An 18,785-nucleotide genomic window follows, 5' to 3' on the forward strand; every position below is an offset into this window, starting at 1 on the left:
GATGCCGGGGATGCGCCTGGACGAGCTGATCGGCAAGCTGCGCCAGGGCGGGCTCCAGCCGACCGCCGAGGACGTGGCCGACGCGCTCTGGCTGGCCCGGCGGCTGGCCACGGGTACGCCCGGCGACCCCGACGACACGTCCGGCACCGGCCCCGACGGCCCGCCCGGCTCTTCCGGTTCCCCGGGTTCCGGGGGTGCCGCGGGTTCCTCCGGCCCCTCCGGCACGGGCGGCGCGTCCGGTCCGGGGACGCAGGACGTGCCCCCGGACGGCCCCGGCAGCCCGCAGGCGCTCCGCGCGGACGCGCCGGCCCCCGCCGTCCCGTTGCACACCCCGGGCTCCGCCGCCTACGCCCGTACCGACGGCGACCCCGCGGCCTTCCCGGTCCGCGCCCCCGCCGCCGGCGCGCTGCCCGGACTGCTCGGGCTGCAAAAGGCACTGCGTGCCCTCGGCCGCTACCGCACCGCCTCCGCACACGGCCGGGACGAGCGGATCGACGAGGCGGCCACCGCCGACCGGGCCGCCGCCAGCGGCATCCTGCTCCCCGTCACCCGGCCCGGCCGCGACCGGCGCTGCGACGTCCAGCTGCTCATGGACACCGGGCCCGCCATGGCCGTCTGGGGCGAGATGGTCGAGGAACTGCGCCAGGCCTGCCAGCAGTCCGGCGCGTTCGCCTCCGTCCGCGTCCACCAGCTCTACGCCGACGACTCCGGCACCCCCCTCGTCGGTACGACCGTCGGTCCCGGCCGGCGCATCCGGCTGCGGCCCGCCGACGAGCTGCACGACCCCAGCGGGCGCCGGCTGACCTTCGTCATCAGCGACTGCGTCGGCCCCCTGTGGCAGGACGGCACCGCGCAACGCCTGCTGCACGGCTGGCCGCGCACCGCCCCGCTGGCCGTGGTCCAGCCGCTGCCGCCCCGGCTGTGGAGCCGTACCGCGCTGCCCGCCGAGCCCGGGCTGCTGGTCCGCACCGGCGAGTCGGGAGGGCGCCTCGACTTCCTGCCCGAGGACGAGCCGTGGGAGGAGGCGGAGGAACCGCCGCCGGGTGCGCGGCCCGTGCCGGTGCTCCAGCCCACCCCGGAGGCGTTCGCGGCCTTCGCCCGGCTGCTCGCCGGCACCGGGCCGACCCGCGAGCACGCCTGGGCCGGCTTCGCCCACCCCGCCACCGCACCGGGAGCCGTCCCCGCCGCGGCGCCGGCGCGCAGCGACGAGGAGCTGCTGCGTGCCTTCCGCGCCGGCGCCTCACCCGGCGCCCTCCGGCTCGCCGTCTACCTCGCCGCCGCGCCCCTCACCCTCCCCGTGATGCGGCTGGTGCAGCGGGCCATGCTGCCCGACACCGGTCCCATGGAACTGGCCGAGGTGCTGCTCGGCGGACTGCTGCGGCAACTGCCCGGCACCGAGGAGCAGCCGTGCTTCGCGTACTCGCCGCGCATGCAGGACCTGCTGCTGTCCTCCCTCGACCAGGACACCGCCGGGCTCGTCCTCAAGCACTGCTCGGCCTACGTGGAACGGCACTTCGGCAAGGGCACCCGCAACTTCGCCGCCCTGGCCGCGGCCCGGCTCGCCGACCACGACCCGGACGCCGGTACGGGGCGCTCCGCCGAGGACGGCGGTGCGCGGGACGGCGGCGGCAGCATGGAGGCCGAGCTGTTCGCCCGCATCCCCGCGCGCGTGCTGCGCTTCTACCTGCCGGACCTGGTCACCCCCGACCCGCTGACCGAGGCCGAGCGGCTGCTCGACCGGTGGCGGCAGCTGGCTGACCCGGAGATGCTGCGCCGGGCCCGGGAACAGGCCCGCGTCGCCACGGCGGGCACGGGCGCCGACGGCCCCGGCGGCCCCGGTCCCGTGGCCCGGGCGCGCCTGGTCCTCGGCCGCGTGCTGCGCGCGGAGGCCGGTACGGCGGGTGCGCGGGCCGAGGGGCGGCGCGCCGGGCTGCTGCGGGAGGCGGCGGCCGAACTCGCCGCCGCGTACGGGGTGGCTCCGGCCGACAGCCGGGAACGGGCGGAAGCGGCTCTGGAACTGGCCTCGTGCCGGCGTGAGCTGTGGCAGCTCTCGGCGGAGCAGGACCACCTGACGGAAGCGCTCGACACCCTGGACGGCGAGGTCCCGCCCTGGCCGCGCATCACCGCCGTCGCCCGCGACTGGCGTCCCGACCTCGGGGGGCCCGGGGGCGCGATCCCGGGTGACGGCAGCCCAGGCTACGACGGGTCCGGGGGTGGGCCCGGTGCCGGCGGGTCCGGTTACGACGGCGACGGCGACGGCGGCTCTGCTGACAGAGGGGTCGCCTACCCCGGTTCCGGTGGCGGCGAGGCCGGTCGGGGTGGTCCCGGTGACGCCGGGGGTACGGACGGCCGTACCGGTGGCGGTGGTTCCGGACACGACCTCGGCGGCACGGACGCCGTCGTACCCGCCGCCGCTGATCCGGAAGCCGTCTCCGCGAGCCGGGACGGCGTGCCCTGGGAGGTGACCGCCCACCGGACACGGCTGTTGCTGCGCGGCCGGGTCCTGCTCGATCTGCGGCGTCCCGGTGCCGCCGAGCCCGTACTGCGGGAGGCCTGCGCCGTGCTGGCGCGGGAGCGGGTGCCCGACGCCGTACGGGGGCCCGCGTTGCTCGACCTCGCGCGGGCACTGCACCGGGCCGACGTCGAGGACGCCGAGCTCCGGCGGGCGCTCGGCGAGGCGCTGGAGGCCGCCGGGGACGATCCGGACCTGTTGCTGCCGTGCCTGGCCGCGCTGGCCGCGTTCCACGACGCGGCCGGGGAGACCGGGGAGGCCGACGCGGCCTACGAGCGAGCCGCGCTGCTCGCCCCCGCCGACGGCCCGCTGCGCGTCCAGCTCCTCACCGCCTGGGGCGAGTCGCTGCTGCGGAGGGCCTCCGCCGGTGACGGGGCCGGTGTGGTGGACCGGGCCGAGTACGTGCTGCGCGAGGCGCTGAAGTCGCTGCCCGCCCGGTCTGCCCACCGCGGCCGGCTCCAGGGCCTGGTCGGCAGCGCGCTCGCCCAGCGCTTCCGCCATGTCGGCTTCCTGCCCGACCTGTTCGAGAGCCGGCATCTGCTCGGCCAGGCGGTGCGCGCGGCGACCGACGCGGCCGTACGGGCCGAGGTCTGGCTCCAGTTGGGCCGGGTGCGGCTGGAGGGCTGGTACCACGCGGGCGCGCCGGTGCTGATGGAGGCGTTGCAGGCGTACGAGAACGCCGAGCGGGAGGCGGAGGCGGCCCACGGCGGCGACCCCGGCTCGGTGACGGCCGCCCGCGCCCGGCACGGCTGCGGGGCGGTGCTGGCGCTGATGGGACGGCCCGGCGCGGCCCGTGGCGCGTTCCGGGCGGCCCTGGAGCAGTGGCAGCGGCTCGTCGGGGCGCTGCGCGAGGTCGACTGGGGCGATGTCGAGCTGACCCGGCGGGCGGAACGGCAACCGCCGCCCCCGGACGCCCGGTCGCTGCCCGAGCCGGACTGGCGGGAAACGGCCCCGCCGTGGTGGCCGTGGTCCCAGGAGTGGGCCGACGCGCGCGAACTTGACCGGAGTTGAGCCGTCCAGGGTTTCTGGTTCCGGCCTGTCGGGAAGAAGTGGGCAGCCACTGCGGCTGTGCGGGGCGGGCGTAGGGCAGGGAGGAGCCGAGGGTGGGGGAGCTTAGGACACGGGGGGCCGGCCTCGGCGAGGACGCTGAAGAGGCCGTGTTCCCGCCCGACCTCACCGACGTCGACCTGCGGACACTGCGTGCCATGGACGATCCGGCGGTGCTCGCCGCGGTCGCCGGGGTGCTCGCCGACCCGGACGGGCTGCGCCGGGTCTGGTACACCACCGGCGGGGACGACGAGATCACGCCGGGCCGGCCCGGGCGTGTGTTTTCGGCCGGTCCCGTGCAGGCCTTACGCGGCGAGGACACCGTGGCATGACCCCGGGAGCCGTGGGACCCCTGGGGGACATACGGCCGGCGGCCCCGGCCGCCCCCGCTCGCGGGCCGGTCCCGCCCGAGATCCTCGACGCCCTGGCCCGCACCCGGCCGCTGCCCGCCGCGACCGCGGCCCTGCGCGCCGCCCTGCACGCCCGGCGGATGCTGCTGCTGAAGTCCCTCCTGGTCCGCTTCGACCGTGTGCGCGGCACCCTGCCCGCGGTCGTACGGCGGCGCTTCGAGGACGACTGGGCGCTGCTGGAGCGGGCCGAGCGGTCCGACGCCCCGGCCGTCCGCGCCGTCCTCGACTATCCGACGACCGGCGCCTGGCTGGCCTCGGCGCTCGCCGCGCCCGACGGCCCGGAGTTCGCCGAGGGTCTCGCCGGACTGGGCGCGGTGGCCGTCGCCGCCGCCCTGCGCGCCGGCTGCCGCTTCACCACCACCCGGGTGCTGCCCGCCGGCACCCTGCCGCTGCCCGGTGCCGGGCTGCTGCGCTGCGCCCGGGGCCGGGCCCGGCTCAGCGGCCGGTCCGGAGTCCTCCGCATCACCGACGGAGCGGGCCGGACACTGCTGCTCCCCGGGGCCGCCCCGGCCGGACCCGGCACCCGGTGGACCGCCGACGGCGCCCTGGCCTGGTCGGCGCTGCACACCCTGCCCGGCGGCACCGCCGTACTCGACGACGTCGACCCCCATCGGGTGCCCCCGGGCGGCATCGGGCCGGCGGCACTGCCCGCGGCCGAGCGGCCGTACTCCGACCCGGCCGCGTGGGCCGCCCGCTGGCGCGACGCGCACGCCCTGCTGGCCGCGACGCACCCCGCGCGGGCCGCCGAGACCCTGGCGCTGGTGCGTGCCGTCGTCCCGCTGGTGCCGTCGGCGGGCGGCGGACCGCCGCTGAGCGCCACCGTGCGGACCGCGCCCGGCGCCGTCCTGGCCCAGCTGCCGGCCGACCGGCGCGAGCTGGTCGAACTGCTGGTGCACGAGACGCACCACACCAAGCTGGCCGTGCTGGACGAACTGGTCCCGCTGTGGCGGCCCGGCGGCACCCTGCACCGGGTGGGCTGGCGGCGGGACCCGCGCCCGGTGCCGGGCGTCCTCCAGGGCGCGTACGCGCACCTGGCGCTGCTGGACCTGTGGTGGCGGGCCCGCACCGGAGCCGCCTGGGTGTGGCGGCGGCGCGCCGCCGAGCGGTTCGAGGCGTGCCGGGAGCAGGTCGCCGAGGCCTTGTCCGTGCTGGCGGACTCCGATGAACTGACCCCGTACGGAAGGGAGTTCGTCCGGCACATGGGAAGCCACCACGCGCGCCTCGCGGGGAGCGCCCACGCGCCGGGCTGACGCTCCGTCGACGACCTATTGCGTTACGTTATGCGTGCGGCTGCGCAGGAGACCGGCGGCCGCGGTGGAAGCAGGGAGCGGCGATGGCGGAACAGCGGCGGCCGGGCGCGAACGGTGCGGCGGCACCCGAGCATGTGCTCGTGGTCTTCCCGGGGTACTACCGCTCGTGGGCGGCGTGGATCGCTCAGTGCCTGGAGCGGCACGGACACCGGGCCACCCTGCAACGCTGGGACCCGCCGCGCGAGGTCGAGCTGGAGGACTCGCTCGGCGACCTGCTGCTGGCCAGCGGAAAGGTGCTGCTGGTCCTCAACGACTGGTTCTTCGAACTGGGCCCCCGCCCGCCGGGTGAGTGGAACGACGCGCTGCGCGGCTTCGTCGCCGCCCACGCCGACCGGTTCGCGGCCGTCAACCTCACCAACCGGCCGCTGTTGCCCGCCACCGCCGTCCTGGAACCGGCCAGCCTGTGGGCGCTGAGCGAGGAGGCCGCCGAGGACCGCCTGCTGCGCCGCCTCGGCCTGGAGCCGCTCACCCGCCCCCGCACGCTCGCCGGCCGGATCCGCTACCCGGACGAGCGCTGCGAGATCTGGGGCGAGGTGCCGCGCCGCAACCCGCGCTTCACCGGCCGCGACGACCTGCTGGGCGAACTCCACCAGCGGCTCGCCGACGCCGAGCGCGGCGCCGCCGCCTGCACGCTCGTCGGCATGTCCGGCATCGGCAAGACCCAGCTCGCCGCCGAGTACGCCCACCGCTTCAGCACCGACTACGACCTGGTGTGGTGGGTCAACAGCGACGACCGCACCCTCCAGCGCGACCGCCTCGGCGAACTCGCCGTCGAACTCGGCCTGCGCATCGGCAGCGAGCCCGGCGAACGCATCCGCGCGGTCCGCAATGCGCTCAGGCGCGGGGAGCCGTACGGGAACTGGCTGCTGGTCTTCGACGGCTGGGACGACATCGACGGCGTGACCTCGCTGCTCCCGCAGGGCACCGGACACGTGCTGATCACCTCCCGCAACCGGGGCTGGAACGAGCACACCGACGTACTGGAGATCCCCGCGTTCCTGCGCCCCGAGTCCACCGCCTACCTGATGCGCCGCGCCCCGCACATCACCGCCCGCGAGGCCGACGAGGTGGCCGCCGAGTTCGGGGACGTGCCGCTGCCGCTGGTGCAGGCCGCGTCCTGGCTCGGCGAGTCCGGCATGGAGGCCGCCGAGTACCTGCGGATGGTGCGCGAACGGCGGCTGTCCACCGTCGACGAACCCGTCACCGGCGAGGGCTTCCCGCAGTCCTCCCTCACCTCCTGGGCCATACTGCTCAACCGGCTGCGCCGCTCCCAGCCGCAGGCCATCGAGGTGCTCGGCCTGTGCACCTCCTTCGCCCCCGGACGCATCCCGCTCGGCCTCATCCGCGCCTACCCGCGCGCCGAGCTGCCCGAGGAACTGCGCTGGATGTCCACCGACCTGCCCGCCTGGACCCGGGCCCTGGACACCCTCGTCAACTACTCGGTGCTCACCCGCGAGACCCGTGGCCCGCTGGCCGCCGAGATGGGCCCGCACCAGGAGTCGGTGCACATGCACCGGCTCGTCCACGACATCGTCTCCAAGCTGACCGGCGACGGCGGCCACGAACTGCACCGGCGGGCGGTGCGCACCCTGCTCGCCGAGGCCGACCCCGGCAACCCCGCCGACAGCCGCAACTGGCCGCGCTACGCCGAGCTGCTGCCCCACCTGGAACCCTCCGGCGCCCTGGAGAGCCGGCAGCCGCGCGTGCAGGAGCTGGTCCTGAACTGCCTGCGGTACTGCACCCGCAGCGGCGAGTACAGCGGCGGCCTGGAACTGGCGCAGCAGGTGCGCGAGCACTGGTCGCGGTTCATGGAACCGATCGACCAGCCGATGCTCGACCTGGCCACCCAGGAGGGCAACATGCTGCGCAACAGCGGCCGGTTCCGCGAGGTGTACGAGCTGCACCGGGGCGTGCTGAGACAGCTCCAGGCCGCGCCCCGGCGCAACGAGATCGGCGAACTCGTCAGCAAGAGCGCCATCGCCTCCGGCCTGCGCTCCCTGGGCCGCTACCAGGAGGCGTACGACCTCCAGCGCGAGGTCCTCGACGGCAACGAACGGCTCCTCGGCCCGGACGAGCCGCCCACCCTGGTCGCCCGGCACAACCTCGGCGTCACCCTGCGCATGCTGGGCCGGTACGCCGAGGCGCTGGACCTCGACCTGGAGACCCTGGCCCGGCGCGAGAGCGTGCTGCGCGCCCGGCACATCAACACGCTCCACTCCGGCAACGCGGTCACCCACAGCCTCCGCCTGCTCGGCCGCTACCGCGAGGCGCTGGCCCGTCAGGAACCCGTCGTACGGCTCCATGTGCAGGTGCTCGGCCCGCAGCATCCGCAGACCCTCGAAGCCCGCTCCCAGCTGGCCATGTGCCGGCGCCGGGAGGGCGGTCACGGACCGGACGTGGGCCCCGGCATGGCCAGCCTGCTGGACCAGCTGACGCAGCTGCACGGCCGCGAGCACTACCGCACGCTGGCGTTCCTCACCAACTACGGCAACTACCTGCGGGAACACGGCGATCTCAGCCAGGCCCGCGACCTCATCGACGAGGCGGAGGCCGGCTACCGGTCGCTGCTCGGCCCCGCGCATCCCGTGGCCACCGGCATGCTGTCCAACACCGGGCTGGTGATGCAGGCCGCGGGCGAGCGGGGCGAGGCCCTGTCCATGTTCGAGTCCGCCCTCGCCGGCCTCGGCGCCACCCTCGGCCAGGACCACCCCTGGGTCCTGGGCTGCGCCCTCAACGCGGCCGGCGCGCGCAACTTCAACGGCCGCATCGAGGACGCGGTGGAACTGAGCCGCGACACCGTGCGCCGGTCCCGGCACGCCCTGGGCCACGAGCACCCGCTCACGCTGTCGTGTCAGGTCGCGCTCGCCGCGGACCTGAGGGCGGCGCACGAGCAGGAGGAGGCCGGCAAGCTGGAGGAGGACGCCCTCCTGTCCCTCACCCGCACCCTGGGCGCCCAGCACCCCCACACCATCTCGGCCCGCGGGCGGGTCCGCCCCTACTGGGACTTCGAGGCGTACCTGGGCTGAGGACGCGCCCCACGGGCGAAGGGCCCGGCGCCGAGCAGGAACTCGACACCGGGCCCTCCTACCTGGCGGACCGCCGGAGGCTTACGCCTCGAACACCTCACGCACCAACTGCTCCTGCTCCGCCTGGTGCCGCTTCGCGGAGCCGACCGCCGGGGACGAGGAGTGCGGACGCGAGATGCGCCGCAGGCGCTCGCCGTGCGGGACGTCCGCGCCGACCGCCAGGTCCAGGTGGTCGATCAGGTTGAGCGCGATGAACGGCCACGCACCCTGGTTCGCCGGCTCCTCCTGCGCCCACAGGTACTTCTCGGCGTTCGGGTACTTGTTGACCTCCGCCTGGATCTCCGCACCCGGCAGCGGGTACAGCCGCTCGATGCGGATGATCGCGGTGTCCGTCACGCCCCGCTTCTGCCGCTCGGCCTCGAGGTCGTAGTACAGCTTGCCGGCCACGAACACGACCTTGTGGACCGCGGCCGGGTCCGCCGTCGTGTCCCCGATGACGGGACGGAACTGACCCGACGTGAACTCCTCCGTCTTCGACGCGGCGGCCTTCAGGCGGAGCATCGACTTCGGGGTGAAGACCACCAGCGGCTTGTGGTGCGGGTTGTGCACCTGCCACCGCAGGAGGTGGAAGTAGTTCGACGGCAGGGTCGGCATGGCGACCGTCATGTTGTTCTGGGCGCAGAGCTGGAGGAACCGCTCGACCCGGGCCGAGGAGTGGTCCGGGCCCTGGCCCTCGTAGCCGTGCGGCAGGAGCAGGGTGACGCCGGACGTCTGGCCCCACTTCTGCTCCGCCGCCGAGATGTACTCGTCGACCACCGTCTGGGCGCCGTTGACGAAGTCACCGAACTGCGCCTCCCACATCACGAGCGCGTCGGGGCGGGCCAGCGAGTAGCCGTACTCGAAGCCCATGACCGCGTACTCGGACAGCAGGGAGTTGTAGACGTTGTAGCGCGCCTGCTCTTCGGCGAGGTACTGGAGCGGGGTGTACTCCTCGCCCGTCTCGCGGTCGATGAGGACCGCGTGGCGCTGGCCGAAGGTGCCGCGCTGGGAGTCCTGGCCGGACAGCCGGACCGGGGTGCCCTCCAGCAGCAGGGAGCCGACCGCGAGGGTCTCGCCCATGCCCCAGTCGATCGTGCCGTCCTCGACCATCGCCGCCCGGCGCTGCAACTGGGGCAGCAGGCGCGGGTGCACGTGGAAGGAGTCCGGGATGTTGACCTGGGACTCGGCGATGCGCTTGACGACCTCCGAGGAGATCGCGGTGTTCACGGCGACCGGGAACTCCGCCTGCGGGTCCGACACGGGGCCGGTGGCCTGCTGGGTCGTGACGGCCTCGCGGACCTCCGTGAAGACCTTCTCCAGCTGGCCCTGGTAGTCCTGGAGGGCCTGCTCGGCCTCTTCCAGGGTGATGTCGCCGCGACCGATCAGGGACTCGGTGTACAGCTTGCGCACCGAGCGCTTCTTGTCGATCAGGTCGTACATCAGCGGCTGGGTGAAGGCCGGGTTGTCCGACTCGTTGTGACCGCGGCGGCGGTAGCAGATGAGGTCGATCACCACGTCCTTGTTGAACGCCTGGCGGAACTCGAAGGCCAGCCGCGCGACGCGGACCACGGCCTCCGGGTCGTCGCCGTTCACGTGGAAGATCGGGGCCTCGATCATGCGGGCCACGTCCGTCGCGTACATGGAGGAACGCGAGGACTCGGGGGCCGCGGTGAAGCCGACCTGGTTGTTGATGACGATGTGGACCGTGCCGCCGGTGCGGTAGCCGCGCAGCTGCGACATGTTCAGGGTCTCGGCCACCACGCCCTGGCCCGCGAAGGCCGCGTCGCCGTGCAGCGCGACGGGCAGCACGGTGAAGTCCGTCCCGCCCTTGTTGATGATGTCCTGCTTGGCGCGGGCGATGCCCTCGATGACCGGGTCGACCGTCTCCAGGTGGGACGGGTTGGCGGCCAGCGAGACCTTGATCTGCTCGCCGTCCAGGCCGGTGAAGGTGCCCTCGGCGCCCAGGTGGTACTTGACGTCACCGGAGCCGTGCATCGACTTCGGGTCGAGGTTGCCCTCGAACTCGCGGAAGATCTGCGCGTAGGACTTGCCGACGATGTTGGCGAGGACGTTCAGGCGGCCACGGTGGGCCATGCCGATGACGACCTCGTCCAGGCGGGACTCGGCGGCGGAGTCGATCACCGCGTCGAGCAGCGGGATGACGGACTCGCCGCCCTCCAGCGAGAAGCGCTTCTGGCCGACGTACTTCGTCTGGAGGAACGTCTCGAAGGCCTCCGCGGCGTTCAGCCGGCGCAGGATCCGCAGCTGCTCCTCACGCTCCATCTTGGCGTGCGGGCGCTCGACCCGGTCCTGGATCCACTTGCGCTGCTTGGGGTCCTGGATGTGCATGAACTCGATGCCGGTGGTGCGGCAGTACGAGTCGCGCAGGACGCCGAGGATGTCGCGCAGCTTCATCATCGACTTGCCGGCGAAGCCGCCGACCGCGAAGTCGCGCTCCAGGTCCCACAGCGTGAGCCCGTGCTCGGTGATGTCCAGGTCGGGGTGCTTGCGCTGCTTGTACTCCAGCGGGTCGGTGTCGGCCATGACGTGGCCGCGGACCCGGTAGGAGTGGATCAGCTCGAAGACGCGGGCGGCCTTGGTGACGTCGTCGTCGTGGGAGGCGTCGATGTCCTTGAGCCAGCGGACCGGCTCGTAGGGGATGCGCAGCGCCTCGAAGATGCCGTCGTAGAAGCCGTTCTCGCCGAGCAGCAGGTTGGCGACCTGGCGGAGGAACTCGCCGGAGGCGGCGCCCTGGATGACCCGGTGGTCGTAGGTCGACGTGAGCGTCATGACCTTGGAGATGCCGAGCTTGTTCAGGGTGTCCTGGCTGGTGCCCTGGAACTCCGCCGGGTAGTCCATGGAGCCGACGCCCATGATCACGGACTGGCCGGGCATGAGGCGCGGCACGGAGTGGACGGTGCCGAGGCCGCCGGGGTTGGTCAGGGAGACCGTGACGCCGGTGAAGTCGTCCATCGTCAGCTTGCCGTCGCGGGCGCGGCGGACGATGTCCTCGTAGGCCTGCCAGAACTCGAAGAAGTTCAGCGTCTCGGCCTTCTTGATGGCGGCCACGACGAGCTGGCGGTCACCGTTGGGCTTGACCAGGTCGATGGCCAGGCCGAGGTTGACGTGCGGCGGCTTGACGAGGGTCGGCTTGCCGTCCTTCTCGCCGAACGACCAGTTCATCGACGGCATGGCCTTGATGGCCTGCACCATCGCGAAGCCGATCAGGTGCGTGAAGGAGATCTTCCCGCCCCGGGCGCGCTTCAGGTGGTTGTTGATGACGATGCGGTTGTCGAACAGCAGCTTCACCGGGACGGCGCGGACCGAGGTGGCGGTCGGCAGCTCCAGGGAGGCGTTCATGTTCTTGGCGACGGCGGCGGCCGGGCCGCGCAGCGTGATCAGCTCCGGGCCCTCGGGGGCCTCGGCCGCGGCGGGCTTCGCCGTGGGCTGAGCGGGCGCCTGTGCGGGCTGCGCCGGCTTGGCCGGGGCGGGAGCCTTCGCCGCGGGGGCCGGGGCCGGAGCCGGGGCCTGAGCGGGGGCGGCGGCGGGCTTCTGAGCCGCGGGGGCGGCCGGGGCGGCGGCCTGGGGGGCCGGGGCCGCGGGCCGGGCCTGCGGGGCCGTGGTGGGGGTCTCTGCGGCCCCCGTGGCCGCAGTACCCGCCGGAGCCGGGGTGGCAGGAGCCCCCGGCTTGTAATCGGCGAAGAAGTCCCACCAGGCACGGTCTACCGAATTCGGGTCCTGGAGGTACTGCTGATAGATCTCGTCGACGAGCCACTCGTTCGCACCGAACGCTGCGGCGGGGTTCTTCCCGGCTTGGTCGTCGGTGGAGATGCTCGAGTTACTGGGGGACTGTGGCGACACGGCGGCAACCGCCCTCTTCCGCTTCACAAGGTGATGGACAGCGGGAATAAAGGCTACGCCTCCCTGGGCGGGAAGGTCAGGTCGAGCAAGGTCATCGTCGCGTAAGTCACATCAAGAATCTTGTTTCAGGGCTTGAAATGGCGGGAAACAAGCGTGGTTCCGCGGAGGGGAGGGTGTGGCGGCCCGGGCCCTGCGCGTCTTCGTCCGACGGGTGCCCGGGCCTGCCCTGATCACACGGGTCCAGCCGCGCGGACCGGCGGCGACGGACGTGGATCTTGTGGTTCCGCTCGGACTTTACGTCAACTTGGGGCGGAAGTCAGTCCCGGAAGAGTGACGATGATCCGGCAGCCCCGCTCGGATTCGGCCACACCGATCCGGCCGCCGTGCAGATCCACCGCCCACCGGGCGATCGCCAGGCCCAGCCCCGTACCGCCGTCGCTGCCCGGACCGTGCGGCCGGGTCACCGCGCCGCGGTTGAACCGCTCGAACACCCGGTGCCACTCCGACCGGGGGATGCCGGGGCCCTCGTCCAGGATCTCCAGCTCCAGCGAGTCCGGCTGCGGCCCGCGCCGCGCCCGCACGGTCACCCGGCCGTGCGGCGGGCTGTGCTTGACCGCGTTGTCGATCAGGTTCGCGACGACCTGGTGGATGCGCTCGGGGTCCGCGTGCGCGGTCAGCTCCGGCGGGGAGACGTCGAGGTGCAGGTGGACGTCCGTGCGCGTGTGGCTGCCGGAGCCGGTGGCCATGCCCGCGCGCGCGGAGGCGACCATGTTGGCCTCCTTCAGCACGCCGGACAGGTACGGCCACACCTCGAACCGCCGCAGCTTCAGCGGTACGACGCCGTTGTCGAGCCGGGACAGGTCCAGCAGGGTCTCCACCAGGCGGCCGAGCCGCTCGGTCTGCTTCAGGGCCGTCCGCATGGTCTCCGGGTCGGCCTCGGTGACCCCGTCGACGATGTTCTCCAGCACCGCGCGCAGCCCGGCGATCGGGGTGCGCAGCTCGTGCGAGACGTTCGCGACGAGCTCCTTGCGCTGGTTGTCCTGGGCCTCCAGCTCGTCGGCCATGACGTTGATCGTCTGGGCCAGGTCGCCGAGCTCGTCCCGGCGGTTCTCCCGCACCCGGCGGGTGTAGTCGCCCTCGGAGATGGAGCGGGCCACCGCGTTCATCTCGTCCAGCGGCATGGTGAGGGAGTGCGCCACGAACTGCGTGATCAGCAGGGTGGCGATCATCGAGAAGACCGTGATGAAGCGCAGCTCCGTCTTGGTGTGCACCGCCACGATCGACAGACCCGTGGTGATCAGCACGGAGATGACGACCAGCGCACCCAGCTTGGTCTTGATCGAGAACGGGCGCACGCCGCCCCAGGGGTTCTCGCCGACGGCCCCGGGGCTCCTCCGTGCGGCCTGGCGCCCGCCGCCGCTCATGGGGTCGGCGTCTCCAGCGCGTAGCCCACACCGTGCACCGTGCGGATGCGCTCCGCACCGATCTTCCGCCGCAGCGCCTTGATGTGGCTGTCGACCGTGCGGGTGCCGGAGGCGTCCGCCCAGTCCCACACCTCGGCCAGCAGCTGCTCCCGGGAGAGCACCGCGCGCGGGGTGTTCGCCAGGCACACCAGCAGGTCGAACTCGGTGGGCGTCAGGTGGACGTCCTCGGACTTCACCCGCACCCGGCGCTGCGCGTGGTCGATCTCCAGCTCGCCGAGCCGCAGGATGCCGGAGCGCGGGGTGGTCGCGGCCAGCGCGGCCCGCTCCACCCGGCGCAGCAGCACGTGCACGCGTGCGGCCAGCTCCCGCATCGAGAACGGCTTGGTCATGTAGTCGTCGGCGCCCACGCCGAGCCCGACCAGCATGTCCGTCTCGTCGTCCCGCGCGGTCAGCATCAGCACCGGCACCGGCCGCTGGGCCTGCACCCGCCGGCACACTTCGAGCCCGTCGAAGCCCGGCAGCATGATGTCGAGGATCAGCAGATCGGGCTGCCATGCCTCCGCGGTGTCGACCGCGGCCGGACCGTCGGCCGCCGTTTGCACGAGAAATCCCTCGGCGCGCAGCCGGGCCGCGATGGCGTCGACGATCGTGGGGTCGTCCTCGACGACCAGCACCCGGCGCTGCGCGCCCGGGGTGGTCGTCGCCGCGCCGCTCTGGGAGGTGTGTGTCTGCTCCATCGCCCGCCCCTGTTGTTGCTTTCCGGAATCAGTGGGGTGATCCCATGTCTGCGTTTGACGCTTGAATGATCGGCGTCAGGGCAGCACATTACGGTGACCGGCCGTGCTGTCGCTATCCAGGTCGGACGGCGAGGTGGATGGCGTCCGGAACGCCCCGGGCAACCGGCACCTCTTCGGTACGCACCTGTTGGAACCCGGCATTCCGCAAGCTTCCTTCAAATTCCGGAGAGGGCTCGGCCGACCACACCGCGAGCACCCCGCCAGGCCTCAACACCCGTACGCAGGCGGCGAGTCCGGCCGGTGAGTAGAGGCTGTCGTTGTCCTCGGTGACGGTCCAGCCGGGCCCGTTGTCGATGTCGAGACACAGCGCGTCGAACGTGTCCGATGTCTCATTGACGTACCGCACGAGATCCGCTTCGACGATCACGGTGCGCGGATCGGCGAGCGCGGCGGCGGACAGTTCGGCCAGCGGTCCGTCCCGGTGCCAGTCGATGACGGCGGGTTCCCGCTCGACCACGGTGATCCGCCCCCACCGCGGGTCGGCGGCGGCATGCGCCAGCGAGAAGCCCACGCCCAGCCCGCCGATCAGCACCTTCGGGGCGGGCCGCCCGTCCAGCGCGGCGCGGGCCGCGTCGACCAGCAGCCGCTCCGAGCGGCCGTCGGAGGTGTCCATCAGGAAGCAGCCGTTGGCGATGATCTGAAGCAGCGCACCGTGTCTGCGCAGCACCACCTCGCCGTACGGGCCGTCGCGTCGGTCCAGGACCACGGGAGTGTCGTACACGGCAGTCATGACCCCATCCTGCTTGAACGGAGCCTGGCGTTCACGGGAATTGCGCATGACGCCCACGGACGGGTGGTCCGCACCGGGGCCGGACGCGGCCGGCGGGTGAGAGGTCGCCGTGAATCCGCAGCCGGGTGGCGTCGGTCATAGACAGCGCCGTGCCGAGCACGAAGGGTGGGGCGCGACGGAAGGAGCGCCTCACCGTGGAACGGAGTACGACGGGCCCCACGCCGGACGCGTGCCCGCCCGCGCCGGGCACGCCCCTTCCCGACGGCGCCGCCGTCCCGGCCCCGGCCCTCGCCGGCCTGCTGGACGGCATGCCCCGCCAGCGCGCCGCCGCCCCCGGGGCGGCCCCCGACACCGCGGACCCCGCCCCGCTCCCGCACCGGCCGCTGCCCCGCCCGTGGCGCCTGCTGCCGACCCCCGTCGGCACCCCGTTCACCTTCGCCTACGCGGCCGTCCTGGCCGTCACCTCCCTGATCGCGACCCACGCCGACCCCGCCCTGGTGCAGACGCTCCACCAGGGCTCCAGCACCGACGTGGCCCACCTGGTGCGCACGCCCGTGCTGGTGCTGCTGGCGAGCGCGCTGTGGGTCGCGGGCGGGATCCTCTCGCCGTACACGGTCGCGTTCCTGCTGGTGCTCACGGTGCTGGAGCGGCGGATAGGCGGAGCGCGGGCCGCCTGTGTCTTCCTGGCCGGCCATGTCCTGGCCACCCTCGCCACCGAGGTCCCGGTGGGCCTCGCCGTCCTGCTGGGCCACCTGCCCGACACCTCGCTGCACCGCCTCGACTACGGCATCAGCTTCGGCGTGGCCACGAGTACCGGCGCCCTGACGGGCCTCCTGCGCCCCTGGCTGCGCTGGCCGTTGCTGACCCTGGCGGCCGGCGGACTGCTGAGCGACCTGCTGACCTACGCCGACCCGCTGACGAACTGGGGCCACGTCATCGCCCTGACGATCGGTGTGGCGGCCTGGCCCCTGGTCCGACGGTGGCACCGGCCGGCCTAGAGCGCGGGGAACCGCGCGAGCACCCCAACCCACCCGCACCCACGCACGTTTGCGCAGCTCATCCCCCTGGTCGTAGGTGATCGCTCAGAGCGAACAGCGGCCCGGGAACAATAGACCCCGCCAGAACATTGAGTCGGCATAGCTCAAGTTGACTGCCGAAGGGGAGATCATGGCTGCTGAGTCACCGGCGTTCACGCTGAACCTGCCCGTGCTGCCGCTCGACGACGAGGTCGTGCTGCCCGGCATGGTGGTCCCGCTGGACCTGAGCGACGCCGAGGTGCGGGCCGCGGTGGAGGCCGCTCAGGCCGCCGCCCGCTCCGAACCCGGAAAGCCCAAGGTGCTGCTGGTGCCGCGCATCGACGGTACGTACGCCAAGACCGGCGTCCTCGGCACGGTGGAACAGGTCGGCCGGCTCGCCGACGGTGACCCGGGGGCCCTGGTCCGCGGTCGCAGCCGCGTCCGCATCGGCGCCGGCACCACCGGCCCGGGCGCCGCGCTCTGGGTCGAGGGAGCCCGTGTCGAGGAGACCGTTCCCGAGCCGCTGCCGGGCCAGGTCACGGAACTCGTCAAGGAGTACAAGGCACTCGCCACCACCTGGCTGAAGAAGCGCGGTGCCTGGCAGGTCGTGGACCGCGTCCAGGCCATCGAGGACGTGTCGGCGCTGGCCGACAACTCCGGCTACTCGCCGTTCCTGACGACCGAACAGAAGGTCGAACTGCTGGAGACCGCCGACCCGGTGGCCCGGCTCAAGCTCGCCACGCAGCAGCTGCGCGACCACCTCGCGGAGCAGGACGTGGCCGAGACCATCGCCAAGGACGTCCAGGAAGGCGTCGACAAGCAGCAGCGCGAGTTCCTGCTGCGCCGTCAGCTGGAGGCCGTCCGCAAGGAACTGCGCGAGCTCAACGGCGAGAAGGAGGGCGAGGAGTCCGACGACTACCGCGCCCGCGTCGAGGCCGCCGACCTGCCGGAGAAGGTCCGCGAGGCCGCCCTCAAGGAGGTCGACAAGCTGGAGCGCGCCTCCGAGCAGTCACCCGAGGGCTCCTGGATCCGCACCTGGCTGGACACCGTCCTGGAGATGCCGTGGAACGAGCGGACCGAGGACGCGTACGACATCCAGGGCGCGAAGGCCGTGCTCGACGCCGAGCACGCGGGCCTGGACGACGTGAAGGAACGCATCACCGAGTACCTGGCCGTGCGCAAGCGGCGCGGCGACCGGGGCCTGGGCGTCATCGGCGGGCGGCGCGGCGGTGCCGTGCTCGCGCTCGTCGGCCCGCCCGGTGTCGGCAAGACCTCGCTGGGCGAGTCCGTCGCGCACGCCATGGGCCGCAAGTTCGTCCGCGTCGCCCTCGGCGGCGTCCGTGACGAGGCCGAGATCCGCGGTCACCGCCGTACGTACGTCGGCGCGCTGCCCGGCCGGATCGTGCGCGCCGTCAAGGAGGCCGGGTCCATGAACCCGGTGGTCCTGCTGGACGAGATCGACAAGGTGGGCTCCGACTTCCGGGGCGACCCGGCCGCCGCCCTCCTCGAAGTGCTCGACCCGGCGCAGAACCACACCTTCCGGGACCACTACCTGGAGGTCGAGCTGGACCTGTCGGACGTGGTCTTCCTCGCCACCGCCAACGTCCTGGAGGCCATCCCGGAGGCGCTCGCCGACCGTATGGAGATCGTCCGCCTGGACGGCTACACCGAGGACGAGAAGGTCGTCATCGCCCGGGACCACCTGCTCCCGCGCCAGCTGGAGCGGGCCGGCCTGGACAAGGCCGAGGTCACGCTGGACGAGAGCGCGCTGCGCAAGCTCGCCGGCGAGTACACCCGCGAGGCGGGCGTGCGAACCCTGGAGCGGTCCATCGCACGGCTGCTGCGGAAGGTCGCGGCCCAGCACGAACTGGGCGAGCGCGAGCTGCCGTTCACCGTCACCGACGGTGATCTGCGCGGGCTCATCGGCCGGCCGCACCACGTGCCCGAGTCCGCCCAGGACCCGGCCGAGCGCCGTACGGCCGTCCCCGGTGTGGCGACCGGCCTCGCGGTCACCGGCGCCGGCGGCGACGTGCTCTTCGTGGAGGCGTCCCTGGCCGACCCGGAGACGGGTGGGGCGGGGCTGACCCTGACCGGCCAGCTGGGCGACGTGATGAAGGAGTCGGCGCAGATCGCGCTGAGCTTCCTGCGCAGCCACGGCGCCGAGCTGGAGCTGCCGGTGGCCGACCTGAAGGACCGGGGCGTGCACATCCACTTCCCGGCGGGCGCGGTGCCGAAGGACGGTCCGAGCGCGGGCATCACGATGACCACGGCCCTCGCCTCGCTGCTCTCCGGCCGCCTGGTCCGCACGGACGTCGCCATGACCGGCGAGGTCTCGCTGACCGGCCGGGTGCTGCCCATCGGCGGCGTGAAGCAGAAGCTGCTCGCCGCCCAGCGCGCCGGGGTGACCACCGTCATCATCCCCAAGCGCAACGAGCCCGACCTGGACGACGTCCCGGCCGAGGTGCTGGACAAGCTCGACGTCCACACCGTGACCGACGTCCGGCAGGTACTGGAACTGGCGCTCGCGCCCGCCACGAGCGACGCGGCGCCGGAGGTTCCGGTAGCGGCGTGACGGACGCTGCCGGATGAGGGAAGGCCCGGGTTCCGTGAGGG

Annotated in this window: 10 protein-coding genes; 6 read left to right on the forward strand and 4 right to left on the reverse strand. The window is 73.4% G+C overall.

What is annotated here, in order from left to right:
* Position 1: 1 nt before the first annotated feature.
* The 4 genes from IE294_RS35900 to fxsT all read left to right on the forward strand — a co-directional run bounded on the left by IE294_RS35900 (position 2) and on the right by fxsT (position 8,305).
* A complete protein-coding gene (locus tag IE294_RS35900; RefSeq protein ID WP_189893182.1) occupies positions 2-3,523 on the forward strand; it encodes an SAV_2336 N-terminal domain-related protein in 3,522 nt (1,173 codons plus the stop codon).
* Between the two features lie 92 nt (positions 3,524-3,615).
* Positions 3,616-3,891 carry an FxSxx-COOH-like cyclophane-containing RiPP peptide gene (locus IE294_RS35905; RefSeq protein WP_229917641.1) on the forward strand — a complete coding sequence of 92 codons (276 nt, stop codon included), beginning with the start codon at positions 3,616-3,618 and terminating at the stop codon, positions 3,889-3,891.
* Positions 3,888-5,219, forward strand: coding sequence for an aKG-HExxH-type peptide beta-hydroxylase (locus IE294_RS35910; RefSeq protein ID WP_189893184.1), 1,332 nt, complete (start codon positions 3,888-3,890; stop codon positions 5,217-5,219). Before IE294_RS35905 ends, IE294_RS35910 begins: the two co-directional genes overlap by 4 nt.
* Positions 5,220-5,302: 83 nt before the next feature.
* Positions 5,303-8,305, forward strand: a complete 3,003-nt coding sequence (gene fxsT, locus IE294_RS35915) for an FxSxx-COOH system tetratricopeptide repeat protein (protein ID WP_189893187.1) — start codon at positions 5,303-5,305, stop codon at positions 8,303-8,305.
* 81 nt (positions 8,306-8,386) lie between these two features.
* Here fxsT and IE294_RS35920 read toward each other — a convergent pair whose 3' ends face one another.
* From IE294_RS35920 to IE294_RS35935, 4 genes are all read right to left on the reverse strand, one after another.
* The gene (locus tag IE294_RS35920) at positions 8,387-12,205 is read right to left on the reverse strand and encodes a multifunctional oxoglutarate decarboxylase/oxoglutarate dehydrogenase thiamine pyrophosphate-binding subunit/dihydrolipoyllysine-residue succinyltransferase subunit (protein WP_189893188.1); all 3,819 of its coding nucleotides are present in this window, start codon (positions 12,203-12,205) and stop codon (positions 8,387-8,389) included.
* 299 nt (positions 12,206-12,504) lie between these two features.
* On the reverse strand, positions 12,505-13,629 hold the full coding sequence (locus IE294_RS35925; RefSeq protein WP_189893190.1) for a HAMP domain-containing sensor histidine kinase: 1,125 nt from the start codon (positions 13,627-13,629) through the stop codon (positions 12,505-12,507).
* Positions 13,626-14,366, reverse strand: a complete 741-nt coding sequence (locus IE294_RS35930) for a response regulator transcription factor (RefSeq protein WP_014674952.1) — start codon at positions 14,364-14,366, stop codon at positions 13,626-13,628. The genes IE294_RS35925 and IE294_RS35930 overlap by 4 nt, the downstream gene beginning before the upstream one ends.
* A 112-nt stretch (positions 14,367-14,478) precedes the next feature.
* Positions 14,479-15,156, reverse strand: coding sequence for a spermine/spermidine synthase domain-containing protein (locus IE294_RS35935; protein ID WP_189893192.1), 678 nt, complete (start codon positions 15,154-15,156; stop codon positions 14,479-14,481).
* 194 nt (positions 15,157-15,350) lie between these two features.
* Here IE294_RS35935 and IE294_RS35940 point away from each other — a divergent pair, with 194 nt between their 5' ends.
* Both IE294_RS35940 and lon read left to right on the forward strand, forming a co-directional pair.
* Positions 15,351-16,154: a rhomboid-like protein gene (locus tag IE294_RS35940; protein WP_373315904.1), complete on the forward strand. Its 804-nt coding sequence runs from the start codon at positions 15,351-15,353 to the stop codon at positions 16,152-16,154.
* 169 nt (positions 16,155-16,323) lie between these two features.
* The gene (gene lon / locus IE294_RS35945; RefSeq protein ID WP_189893194.1) at positions 16,324-18,744 is read left to right on the forward strand and encodes an endopeptidase La; all 2,421 of its coding nucleotides are present in this window, start codon (positions 16,324-16,326) and stop codon (positions 18,742-18,744) included.
* Positions 18,745-18,785 lie beyond the last annotated feature (41 nt).

The organism is Streptomyces canarius, from assembly GCF_014650735.1.
GTDB lineage: Bacteria > Actinomycetota > Actinomycetes > Streptomycetales > Streptomycetaceae > Streptomyces > Streptomyces olivaceoviridis.